This is a genomic window from Streptomyces sp. NPDC042371 (assembly GCF_056437465.1).
Genome location: NZ_JBWKAP010000002.1, coordinates 218,962 through 231,298, shown reverse-complemented (window position 1 = coordinate 231,298; position 12,337 = coordinate 218,962). Strand labels below are relative to the sequence as shown.

Here is a 12,337-nt window from a genome sequence, read left to right as displayed (position 1 = left end):
CTGTGCTGGGATGCTGGTACGCATGGGTAGGAAGAAGCGGAGCGCACCCCGCTCGTGGCTGCCGAACCAGCACGGCGCGTGGGCGATGCTCGCGGTGCCCTTCGCGGTGGGCGTGTTCCTCGGGGACGGCTCGGGCGAAGGGCCGAGGTGGGCCCATCTGCCGCTGTTCGTGGCCTGGTTGGCGGGGTACGTCACCGCCTTCCACGCCCAGCAGTGGCTCCGGCTGCGCCGCCTCTCCCGCAATCCGAGGGCCCCGCGCCGCCATGTGCGCCCCGCCCTCGCCGCCGCGGCGGTCGCTGCGGTGTCCGGGGTGCCGCTCCTGTTCGCGTACCCCTGGCTGCTGCTCGTGGCCGCCTGCGCCGCACCCTTCGTGGCCGTCAACACCTGGTACGCGTGGCGGAACAAGGAGCGGGCCCTGCTGAACGGCCTGGCCGCTGTGGTCCCCGCCTGCGGCATGCTCCTCGTCACGCTGCGGATGGGCGGCGGCACACTCTCCGACGGCTGGCGCCCGGCCCTCGCCTGCCTGCTGTTCTTCGCGGGCACGGTGCCGTACGTGAAGACGATGATCCGGGAGCGCGACTCACGCGCGTACTACCGGGCGTCGGTGGCGTACCACGCGCTCGCCGTGCCCGCGGCGTACGCGATCGGCCCCTGGCTCGCGGTCCTGTTCGCGGCCTACCTCGCGCGCGCGGTGGTGCTGCCGGGGAAGGGCCTCAAGGTGCCGGTGGTCGGGGCGGTGGAGGTCGTCGGAGCGGCGCTGCTGCTCGCCGTGCTCCTGCTGCTGTTCTGAGGCCGCTCCGGGCGGGTCAGAGCAGCCCCTTCCTCGTCAGGTGGTTGAAGAACAGCCACCCCGGAAGCACCGGAAGCCACAGCGTGAGAAGCCGGTAGAGCAGCACCGCGGGCGCCGCCACGTCCTTGGGCACGCCCACCGCGATCAGACCGAGGGTCAGCGTCGCCTCGACCGCGCCCACACCGCCAGGCGTCGGCGCCGCCGACCCCAGGGCGTTGCCCGCGAGGAAGACCACCGCGACGCTCGCGAGGCTGAGCGAGGTCATCTCCTCGTTGCCGAAGGCCCGCACCGAGGCGTCCAGACAGAGCACGAACATCAGGGTGAGCAGCAGCATCCCGCCGATGCCGGTGAGCAGCTTCTGCGGCCGCTGGAGGACGTCCAGCATGCGCGGCACGACACCGGCGAAAAGCGACCGCACGCGCGTGACGACGAATTTCCGCAGGAACGGGATGGCGGTCACCACGAGGACCAGCACCGCGACCGACAGCAGACCGGCGATGACGGTGCGGGACGGCGTGAACGACGGCGTCTTCTCCGTCCCCGTCAGATAGCCGAAGATCAGCAGCAGCAGGATGTGCGAGCCGAGCCCGAAGAGCTGCGATGCGCCGACGCTCGCCACCGCGAGCCCCGAGCGCACGCCGGACCGCTGCAGGAACCGCGTGTTCAGCGCGACACCGCCGACCGCCGCGGGCGCCACGATCTTCACGAACGACCCGGCGACCTGCGCCGCCACCGCCCGCAGGAACGGCACCCGCTCCGGCACGAAGCCCAGCAGGCTCATCGCGGCGGCGAAGTAGCTCAGCATGGAGAAGCCCACGGCCGCCGCCACCCAGCCCCACTCCGCCTCCTGGAAGAGCGTGCCGAACTCGACGTGCGTGAGCTGCGAGAGCAGGAAGTAGGCGCCGATGGCACCGGCGATGAAGCTGATCAGCGTGCGCGGCCTGATCCGCTCCAACTGCGCGGGCTCGACCGGCGCCGTCGGACGGATGAGCAGCACCTGGTGACGGATCTGCGTGAGCAGGTCCTCCTCGCGGGCCTGGTCCAGGGCGTCGTCTATGGCCTGCTTCTCGGCCTGCCGCTCCTGCTTGGCCGCCTGCTTCTCCTGCTTCGAGGACTGCTTGTCGGCCCGGCCGTCCTCGGTCACCTCCGCGCGCACGCTCTGCCGGGACTTGCGGGAGGCCTCCAGGACGGCCTCGCGCTCGCGCTGGGACCGTTCCCGGGCCAGCTTGCTCAGGGTGGAGCGGGTGGAGCGGGTGAGGGCGATGGGCTGCAGCAGCGGCAGACAGTCGGCCACGGCGTCGGGACCGAGGATCTCGACGGCGGTGGCGACCGCGCGCTCGGCGCCCACCCGCAGGCCGAGGGCGGCCAGGAGCTGGGCGATGTCGATGCGCAGGACCAGGTCGCCCGCGGCGATCTCACCGCCCCGCAGATCCGTGAGGATCACGGTGCCGGAACGATCCACCAGAATCGCGTCCCCCGCGAGCCTGCGGTGGGCGATCCGGCGGGACTGCAGTGCCTGTACCTGCCGCCACGTGTCGCACAGCAGTTCGTCGGTGATGTCGTCGTCCGGCAGCGAGTCCAGGGTGCGGCCGCCCGTGTGCTCGTAGACGAGCATCACGGCGTCGGGGCCGAGCTCGGAGGTGGCGATCAGCTTGGGCGCGTTCGCCCCGGCCGCGATGGCCGCGTACGCGAGGAGGGCCTCCTGCTCCAGCGCCTGGCGCAGGGACTGCAGGCTGCGCCGCTGGGTGATGCCCCGCAGGGTGAGCCTGCGCCAGACGCGGTAGAAGAAGCCCTGCGCCTGCTGTTCGCGGTCGATGACCGTGACGTCCAGCGGAGGCCCGTCCTCCAGGGTGACGAAATAGCGGCGGCCGCGATCACCGTGCTCGCTGTCGGGGGACTCCTCGCGGGAGGCGCTCACGGGGTGGAAGCCGACGTGCCGCAGGCCCGCGAGCAGCGTCTGCCCGGTGGGCCGCACGTTCGGCGAGCCGACCGCGTAGAGCGTTCCGTACGCCACGGCCCAGCCGATGAGCACCGTCAGGATGATCGAGAAGGGCGTCGTGTAGCCGGTGACGAGCATCGTGAACGCGTCGAGCAGCAGCACCACGAACAGCACCAGGCGCCAGCGTGGTCTGCGGGACATGCCGACGGCCGTCATGTACGCGATGACGGGCGCGAGATAGCCGTGCACCGGATCGGTGAACGCGTGGAGGTCGGCGGGGGACGGCTTGGTCAGCGCGTCCTGGATGGAGCCGGGGGCGGCCTTGGCGACCCAGAGGTCGGTGGCGAGCGTCACGCCGTGCGCGAGCACGGCAGCCAGGACGCCGTCGGCGATGCGCAGCCCGTCCCGCTTGATCAGCCGCTCGATCGCGAACGCGACGGGGACGAGCAGTACGCCGATGCTGGCGACCAGGCCCGCGACCTTGATCAGCAGGTCCGGCGCCCGGTCCGTGCCCTTGTCGATGTCCTGTTCGAGACCGGACGTCGTGCCGTGCGCGAACGCGGCGATCGAGAGGAGCACGGCGATCGCGAGGACGCCGACGAGGAGCCGCATGAGGTCGGACGGGCGGTGCACACGAGCGGCGAGGAGCGGTTCGTCGCGCTCCACGCGGTCAGTGTGCGCCCCGTCGCCCGCGGCGCAGTCGGAGCCGTCGTCGAACTCGCCCGGTCCGCTCTGTTCGCTCGGTCCGCTCTGTTCGTTCTTCTCGCTCTGTTCGCTCTTCAGGGCGCGCTCACCGGTGTCCAGGTGTGACTCGGACGCAGAGGTGCCCGCCTTCTCATCGGGATGCACGCCCTGCCGTTCCGTCGTCTCTTCTTGATCTCGTATCACCAGTCACCGCCCGCACGATGGTGGCATGTCCTACCCGTGAAGGGGGGCAGCAGGGGGCAACGCAAGGCTGCGAAGTGGTCACGAAACGACACTTTGCGCCCTGCCGGAGGGGCCGCGGCACACTCCGTGCCGTGCCCGTCACCGTGTCGGTGGGGTACGGCAGGATGGTCCGGATGAGCGAGCTGCCGGAGTACGCGGAACGGGTCCTCGAGGTCGCAGAACTGATTCCTCCGGGCCGGGTGATGACCTACGGGGACATCGCCGAGTGGCTGGAGGAAGGCGGCCCACGACAGGTCGGACGCGTGCTGGCCCTCTACGGAGGGGGCGTTCCGTGGTGGCGTGTCGTCCGCTCGGACGGCGTGCTCCTTCCGGGCCACGAACTGAGGGCCCTGGAGCGGTACCGCGAGGAGGGCACGCCGCTGCGGCAGGCTTCGCGCGCCGCGCAGGGGCACGTCCCGAAGCTCGACATGCGGCAGGCGCGGTGGGACGGCGCGGCTCCGGAGGATCACACCTGACAGCTTCCGGCATCCGGCGGCCCGACGGGGGACCAGTGGCCCGTACGGGGGAAGGCACGCGTCCTCCGTGCCCACTGGCGTAGCGTCGACAGCACGCATCCCCCTCACCCCGCGGCCACCGCGCAGCCGCTCATCGACCAGCACACCCACCAGGACCGGCGACCCACGTGAGTTCCCCTTTTTCCACTCGGCACATCCGGCACCCGTCGCACCACCAGGTACGACAGGGGACCCGAGATGGCTACCGACTGGTGCGTACGCCGCCGGAGCTGATGGATCCCCCTCGCATGGACGCAGGTCAGCGCGGTGTGGTTGACCACGAGGGGGGCCCGCTGCTCGTCCTCGCGGGGCCCGGCACGGGCAAGACCACCACCCTCGTGGAGTCCGTCGCCGCGCGTGTCGCCAAGGGCGGGGACCCCGCGCGGATCCTGGTGCTCACCTTCAGCCGCAAGGCGGCGGTGGAGCTGCGCGACCGCATGGCGCTGCGCATAGGGGCGGCGCGCGCCCCGCAGGCCACCACGTTCCACTCCTTCTGCTACGCCCTCGTCCGCGCCCACCAGGACGCCGAGCTGTTCGTCGAGCCGCTGCGGCTCCTGTCGGGCCCCGAGCAGGACGTGGCGGTACGGGAACTGCTCGCGGGACAGATCGACCTCGCGAAGGAGGGGCACGGCCACATCCGCTGGCCGGACGAGCTCCGTGCCTGCCTCACCACCCGCGGCTTCGCCGACGAAGTGCGCGCGGTGCTGGCCCGCAGCCGTGAGCTAGGTCTCGGCCCGGACGCCCTGGACGCCTTCGCGCGCCGCAGCGGCCGTCCCGACTGGGGCGCGGCGGCGGCCTTCCTCGCCGAGTACCTGGACGTGCTCGACCTCCAAGGAGTGCTCGACTACGCGGAACTGGTGCACCGCGCGGTGCTGCTCGCGCAGCGCCCCGAGGTGGCGCGGGCGCTCGGCGCGCAGTACGACGCGGTCTTCGTGGACGAGTACCAGGACACCGACCCGGCGCAGGTGCGGCTGCTGCACGCGCTCGCCGGGGGCGGCCGCACCCTGGTCGCGTTCGGCGACCCCGACCAGTCGATCTACACCTTCCGGGGTGCCGATGTGAACGGCATCCTGGAGTTCCCCGACGCCTTTCCGCGGGTGGACGGGGCCCCGGCGCCGGTCGAGGTCCTCGCGACCTCCCGCAGGTCGGGAGCCCAGCTCCTCGCCGCCACGCGGCTGCTCACCCGGCGCATGCCGCTGACCCGGCTGCCCGCGGAGAAGGTGCGGGCCCACCGCGAGCCGACGCCGGTCAGGGACGGCGGCGGCGTCGAGGTGTACACGTACCCGACGGCCGGTACGGAGCTCGACAACATCGCGGACATCCTGCGCCGCGCGCACCTGGAGGACGGCGTTCCCTGGGGCGACATGGCGGTCCTGGTCCGCGCGGGCGCCCGCACGATCCCCGCGGTCCGCCGCAGCCTCAGCGCGGCGGGCGTCCCCCTGGAGATCGACGGCGACGACATCGCCCTGCGCCACGAACCGGCGGTGACACCGCTGCTCACGGCGCTGCGGGTGGTGGCGATGGCGGTTGATTCGGAGGCGGCGGGGGCTTCTTCGGAGGGGGTTTCGGGGGCGGCAGCTGCCGAGAGGCTGGCGGAGCAGGAGCAGGAGCAGGAGCAGGAGCAGGAGCAGGAGCCGGAGCCGGAGCCGGAGCCGGAGCCGGAGCTGGGGTCGGAGTCAGAGTCGCACCCGGAGAGGGAAGGGGAGCGGCGGCCCGGAAGCGGAGCGACCGTTCCCGCCTGGCTCGACACCGAGACCGCCCTCACCCTCCTGACGTCCCCGCTGGCCGGTATGGACGCCGCCGACCTGCGCCGCCTCGGCCGCGCCCTGCGCGAGGAGGAGCGCGCGGCGGGCAACCACCTGCCGCCGCCCTCCGACGAGCTGCTGGCCCGCGCCCTCGCCGAGCCGGAGCGGCTCGTCGCGCACGACCCGACGTACGCCCGCGGGGCCCAGCGGCTCGGCGCGCTGCTCCGCAAGGCCCGTGAGCGCCTCGCGGGCGGCGGCACGGCCGAGGAGGCGCTGTGGGAGCTGTGGGACGGCACGCCCTGGCCCAAGCGGCTGGAGCGCACCGCCCGGCGCGGCGGCGCGGCGGGCCGCAACGCCGACCGTGACCTCGACGCCGTGTGCGCCCTGTTCGCGGCCGCGGCCCGCGCGGAGGAGCGCACGGGCGGTCGCGGCGCCCTCAACTTCCTGGAGGAGACCGAGGCGCAGGACATCGCCGCGGACACGCTCACGCGCCGGGTGGCCCGCCCCGACGCCGTACGTCTGATGACGGCACACCGGTCCAAGGGCCTCGAATGGCGGCTCGTCGTGGTCGCGGGCGTCCAGGAGGGGCTCTGGCCCGACCTGCGCCGCCGAGGCTCCCTCCTGGAGGCGGACCGCATCGGGCGCGACGGCCTCGCCGAGCCGCTGACCCCCGGAGCGCTCCTCTCCGAAGAGCGCCGTTTGTTCTACGTCGCCGCCACGCGCGCGCGGGAACGACTCGTCGTGACCGCGGTGAAGGCACCCGCGGAGGACGGCGACCAGCCGTCCCGTTTCCTGACCGAACTCGGCGTCGAGCCCAAGGACATAACGGGCCGCCCGCGCCGTCCGCTGTCCGTCGCGGCGCTCGTCGCCGAGCTGCGCGCCACCACCGTCGACCCGCGCGTCTCCGGCCCCCTGCGCGAGGCGGCGGCCCAGCGCCTGGCCCGCCTCGCCGCGCTCGGCGACACCGACGGCCGCCCCCTGGTGCCTGCCGCGCACCCCTACCGCTGGTGGGGCATGTACGAGCCGACGGCGAGCGAGGTGCCCCTGCGGGACCGCGACAAGCCCGTCGTGCTCTCCGGAAGCGCACTGGACCAGCTAGCCAACACCTGTTCCCTGCAGTGGTTCCTGGGCCGCGAGGTGAAGGCGGACGCGCCCGCGACCACCGCCCAGGGCTTCGGCAACGTGGTGCACGTCCTGGCCGACGAGGTGGCCTCCGGCCGGACCCCCGCCGACCTCGCCGTCCTCATGGAGCGCCTCGACTCGGTGTGGGACGCGCTCGCGTTCGACGCGCCCTGGAAGTCGGCGCAGGAGAAGGAGCACGCGCGCGTGGCGCTGGAGCGCTTCCTCCAGTGGCATGTGATGGACCGCGCGAGCCGCACCCCCGTCGCCAGCGAGCACGGCTTCGACGTGACGCTGGAAGCGGGTCCCTACGAAGTACGGGTACGCGGCTCCATGGACCGCGTCGAACAGGACGCCGAAGGCCGTGCCTACGTAGTCGACTTCAAGACCGGCAAGCAGTCCCCGAGCGCCGCCGAGGTCGCCCGCCATCCGCAGCTCGCGGTCTACCAGCTGGCGGTCCGCGAGGGCGCCGCCGACGAGCTCTTCGAAGGCGTACGTCCCGAGCCGGGCGGTGCCGAACTGGTGCAGCTGCGCCAGGGCGCCGCCAAGAAGAACGGCGGCGAAGCCCTCCCGAAGGTGCAGGCCCAGGAGGCCCTCTCCGGAGAGTGGATCGGCGACCTCCTCGCGACGGCCGCGGGCAAGGTCCTCGACGAACGCTTCGCCCCCACGACCGGCCAGCACTGCACGCACTGCGCCTTCCGCGCCTCGTGCAGTGCACGCCCGGAGGGCCGCCATGTGGTGGACTGACCCGCGGACGACCACCCGTGGCGATTGTCACGTCGCTTCACTCGGGGGCATAGCACCCCCTGAAGCAATCTAAAGTCTCCGTAAAGACACCCTGTGCACTGGCTGAAAGTGCACCTTTTCGAGGAGATGCGCGTATATGGCAGCCAACCGGAAGCTCCTGGCAGTGGCCGTCGCCTGTGCCGCCGCCGTCATCGGCGTGACGGGCTGCAGCAGCGACGGGGACAAGGACCCCTTCGACGGCATGAGCGCCGACAAGATCGCCGACAAGGCCTCCAAGGCTTCCAAGGACGCCGGCTCCTTCACCATGCAGGGAAAGATGGAGCAGAAGGGCGAGGTGAGCAACATCAAGTTCTCCGTCGCCGAGTCGGGCGACTGCAAGGGCACGATGGGCTCGCCGAAGAAGGGCACCGCCGAGTTCCTGGCCTCCGGAAAGACCTCGTACGTCAAGGCCGACGACAAGTTCTGGGAGTCCCAGGGCGGCGGCGGCACGGCCGAACTCCTCAAGGGTCGTTGGGTGAAGTCGCCCAACAAGGGGGAGAGCGTCTGTAACCCGGACGACATGTTCAAGTCCGACAAGCTCAAGAACCTGAAGCGTGAGGACGACGCCGACGTCGACGGCAAGAATGCCGCCGTCCTCACCAAGAAGAAGGGCTCCGAGACGACCACGTTCTACGTCGCCATGGAGGGCAAGCCCTACTTCCTGAAGGTCGTGAACAAGGGCAGCGACGAGCCCGGCACGGTGACCTTCAGCGACTACGGCAAGGCCGTCGACGTGAAGGCCCCGCCGGCCAACGAGGTCGTCGACCCGGCGAAGCTCTCCACGGGCTCCTGACCCCCACGCGTCTCATGAGCGGGCGGTGGCCGCCCGGGCCCGGGCCTGCCCCGGATGTCAGCGGCCACCGCTAGCCTCTCTCACGTGTCACCTCGCATCACCGATCCCGAGCAGCTCAAGGAGCTCCTCGGCATCCCGTTCACCCCGGAGCAGACGGCCTGCATCATCGCGCCGCCCGCCCCGCAGGTGATCGTGGCCGGAGCCGGGTCGGGCAAGACGACGGTGATGGCGGCACGCGTGGTGTGGCTGGTCGGGACCGGCCAGGTCGCCCCCGAGCAGGTCCTCGGCCTGACGTTCACGAACAAGGCGGCGGGCGAGCTCTCCGAGCGGGTGCGCCAGGCCCTCGTCAGGGCGGGCGTCACCGACCCCGACGCGGTCGACCCCGACAACCCACCGGGCGAGCCGGTCATCTCCACGTACCACGCCTTCGCGGGCCGCCTCCTGACCGATCACGGCCTGCGCATCGGCCTGGAGCCGACCTCCCGCCTCCTCGCCGACGCCACCCGCTTCCAGCTCGCCGCACGCGTGCTCCGCGAGGCCCCCGGTCCCTATCCCGCGCTGACCCGCTCCTTCCCCGACCTCGTCAGCGACCTCCTCGCCCTCGACAGCGAGCTCGCCGAGCACCTCGTGCGCCCCGAGCAGCTGCACGCGTACGACACCGGGCTCCTGGCAGCCCTGGACGGCGTGAAGCTCACCAACGCCGACCTGCGCAAGGTGCCCGAGACCGCGGCGGCCCGACTCGAACTGGCCGAGCTCGTCGGCCGGTACCGCGCGGCGAAGCGCTCCCGCGACCTCCTCGACTTCGGCGACCAGATCGCCCTCTCCGCGACGCTGGCCCGCACCCGCCCGGAGGTCGGCGAGATCCTCCGCGACGAATTCCGCGTCGTCCTCCTCGACGAGTACCAGGACACGTCGGTCGCCCAGCGCATCCTCCTGTCCGGCCTCTTCGGCGGCGGCACAGGACACCCGGTGACCGCGGTCGGCGACCCCTGCCAGGCCATCTACGGCTGGCGCGGTGCCTCGGTGGCGAACCTCGACGACTTCCCCGAACACTTCGCGCACACCGACGGCAGCCCCGCGGCCCGCCACGCGCTCAGTGAGAACCGCCGCAGCGGCGGCCGCCTCCTGGAGCTCGCCAACGGCCTCGCGGAGCCCCTGCGCGCCATGCACGCGGGCGTGGAGGCGCTGCGGCCCGCCCCGGGCGCCGAGCGGGACGGCGTGGTGCGCTGCGCCCTGCTGCGCACGCACGCCGAGGAGATCGACTGGCTCGGCGACTCGATCGCCCACCTCGTGCGCACCGGCAAGGCACCCGGCGAGATCGCCGTCCTGTGCCGCACGGCCACGGACTTCGCCGAGATCCAGGCCGCGCTCGTCGCCCGCGACATCCCCGTGGAGGTCGTCGGCCTCTCCGGACTGCTGCACCTCCCCGAGGTCGCCGACCTCGTCGCCGTCTGCGAGGTCCTCCAGGACCCCGGGGCGAACGCCTCCCTGGTGCGCCTCCTGACCGGCCCCCGCTGGCGCATCGGCGCCCGCGACCTCGCCCTCCTCGGCCGCCGCGCCCGCCTCCTCGTGCGCCCCGGGCACGCCGCCCCCGACGACCCGGACCGGCGCCTCGCCGAAGCCGTCGAGGGGGTCGACCCGGCCGAGGTGATATCGCTCGCGGACGCGCTGGACACGTTCCTGGAGTCGCCCCTCGCCCCGGACGACCCCTCCGGAGCGGACGACGGACTGCCCTTCTCGGCGGACGCCAGGGTGCGCTTCGCCCGGCTCGCGGCCGAACTGCGCGAGCTGCGCCGTTCGTTGTCCGACCCGCTGATGGACGTGCTGCACCGGGTGCTCGCCGTGACCGGTCTGGAGGTCGAGCTCTCCGCGTCCCCGGGCGCCCTTGCGGCCCGCCGCCGCGAGACGCTCTCGAACTTCCTGGACGTCGCCGCCTCCTTCGCCGCGAACGACGGCGGCGCGACGCTCCTCGCCTTCCTCGGCTTCCTGCGCACCGCCGCCCAGTACGAGAAGGGCCTGGACAACGCCCTGCCGGGCGGCGAGAACACCGTCAAGGTGCTCACCGCCCACCGGTCCAAGGGCCTGGAGTGGGACGTCGTCGCCGTCCCCGGACTGGTCAACGGCACCTTCCCGAGCGCGCAGGGCCGCGAGAAGTGGACCGCCCAGGCCAAGGTCGTCCCGCACGGGCTGCGCGGCGACACGGCCACGCTGCCCGACGTCGACGCGTGGGACGCCAAGGGCATGAAGGCCTTCCACGAAGCGATGAAGGACCACCAGCGCACCGAGGAACTCCGCCTCGGGTACGTGACGTTCACCCGCCCCCGCTCCCTGCTCCTCGGCTCCGGCCACTGGTGGGGCCCCTCCCAGAAGAAGCCGCGCGGCCCCTCGGACTTCCTCCAGGCCCTGTACGACCACTGCGCGGCGGGCCACGGGGAGATCGAGGCCTGGGCCGACGAGCCCGCGGAGGACGAGGAGAACCCCGCCCTGCACGAGGCGACCGCCGACCAGGCATGGCCGCTCCCGCTGGACGACGCGTCCCTGGCCCGCCGCAGGGCCGCCGCGCAGACCGTCCTCGCCCATCTGGACCGCCTGACGGGGGAGGGCACACCGGAGCCCGCCCGCTCCCACGAAGAGGCCCACCCGTCGGCGCACGACGACGTGCCCCCGGCCGACGACCCCGAATGGCCACCCCCTCCGGAGGACGAAGAAGGCGGCTACGAAGACGCCGATTTCCCCGACACCGACCCCGACGCCGACACCGACGCAGATGTCGGCGTCGACCCGGCGGACTGGGACTCCCTGGCGACGGAACGCCCGACGGTCCCGCACCCCGCGGACGCACCGCACCTCGCGGACGCACCGCACCCCGCGGCCGCGCCGGGCCCCGAATCCGCGCACGTGAAACTCCCCGCACCCCGCCCCGACGCCCGCCCCCACCCCGCCCCGGCGGAGCCCGACCCCCGCCTCACCCCGGAGGAGGCCCGCACCCTCGCCTCCTGGGACCGCGACCTGGACGCGCTGACCGGCGAGCTCCTGCGCGCCCGCGAAGCCGTCAGGGACATCCCCGTGCCGCCCTCGCTCACTGCGTCCGAGCTGATGCACCTGGCCGCCGACCCCGACGGCTTCGCACGGGACCTCGCCCGGCCCATGCCGCGCCCGCCGCAGCCTGCGGCCCGCCGCGGCACCCGCTTCCACGCCTGGATCGAGTCCCGCTTCGAAGAGCTCACCCTGCCGATGCTCTCCCCGGACGACCTGCCGGGCGGCGCCCCCGACGAGTCCGAGATCGCCGACGAGCGCGACCTCGAATCCCTCAAGGAAGCCTTCGAACGCACCGAGTACGCCCACCGCGCGCCCCACCGCGTCGAAGTCCCCTTCCAGTTCGTGATCGCGGGCCGTGTCATCAGGGGCCGCATCGACGCCGTCTACAAGGAGGGCGACGGCGCCGACGCGACGTACGAGATCGTCGACTGGAAGACCAGCCGCACCCGCACGGCCGACCCCCTCCAGCTCGCCGTCTACCGACTCGCCTGGGCCGAGCAGCAGGGCGTCCCCCTGGAATCGGTCAAGGCCGCCTTCCTCTACGTACGCAGCGGCGAGACCGCACGCCCGAGGAACCTGCCGGGCCGCGCCCAGCTCGAACGCCTGCTCCTGGAGGAACCGGCCGAGGACCCGGGGGACGAGCCGCAGGACGAGCCCACCCCGGATGGCGGATAGGCTCGTGAC

General features: G+C 72.8%; 6 protein-coding genes. 5 read left to right on the top strand and 1 reads right to left on the bottom strand.

What is annotated here, in order from left to right; translation table 11 throughout:
• The first annotated feature begins 22 nt into the window (after positions 1 to 22).
• Positions 23 to 790: a YwiC-like family protein gene (locus AC068B_RS06715; protein WP_478669502.1), complete on the top strand. Its 768-nt coding sequence runs from the start codon at positions 23 to 25 to the stop codon at positions 788 to 790.
• Positions 791 to 806: 16 nt separating this feature from the next.
• On the opposite strand, the gene AC068B_RS06710 is transcribed toward AC068B_RS06715, so the two are convergent.
• On the bottom strand, positions 807 to 3,578 hold the full coding sequence (locus AC068B_RS06710) for a lysylphosphatidylglycerol synthase domain-containing protein (protein WP_478669501.1): 2,772 nt from the start codon (positions 3,576 to 3,578) through the stop codon (positions 807 to 809).
• A gap of 212 nt (positions 3,579 to 3,790) precedes the next feature.
• Between AC068B_RS06710 and AC068B_RS06705 the strand changes: the two genes are divergently transcribed.
• The 4 genes from AC068B_RS06705 (at position 3,791) to AC068B_RS06690 (ending at position 12,328) form a co-directional block, all read left to right on the top strand.
• Positions 3,791 to 4,132, top strand: coding sequence for an MGMT family protein (locus AC068B_RS06705; protein ID WP_356250264.1), 342 nt, complete (start codon positions 3,791 to 3,793; stop codon positions 4,130 to 4,132).
• Between the two features lie 167 nt (positions 4,133 to 4,299).
• Positions 4,300 to 7,782, top strand: a complete 3,483-nt coding sequence (locus tag AC068B_RS06700) for an ATP-dependent helicase (protein WP_478669500.1) — start codon at positions 4,300 to 4,302, stop codon at positions 7,780 to 7,782.
• A gap of 136 nt (positions 7,783 to 7,918) precedes the next feature.
• Positions 7,919 to 8,614: a hypothetical protein gene (locus AC068B_RS06695; protein WP_478669498.1), complete on the top strand. Its 696-nt coding sequence runs from the start codon at positions 7,919 to 7,921 to the stop codon at positions 8,612 to 8,614.
• A gap of 84 nt (positions 8,615 to 8,698) precedes the next feature.
• The gene (locus tag AC068B_RS06690; RefSeq protein ID WP_478669497.1) at positions 8,699 to 12,328 is read left to right on the top strand and encodes a UvrD-helicase domain-containing protein; all 3,630 of its coding nucleotides are present in this window, start codon (positions 8,699 to 8,701) and stop codon (positions 12,326 to 12,328) included.
• Positions 12,329 to 12,337: the final 9 nt, after the last annotated feature.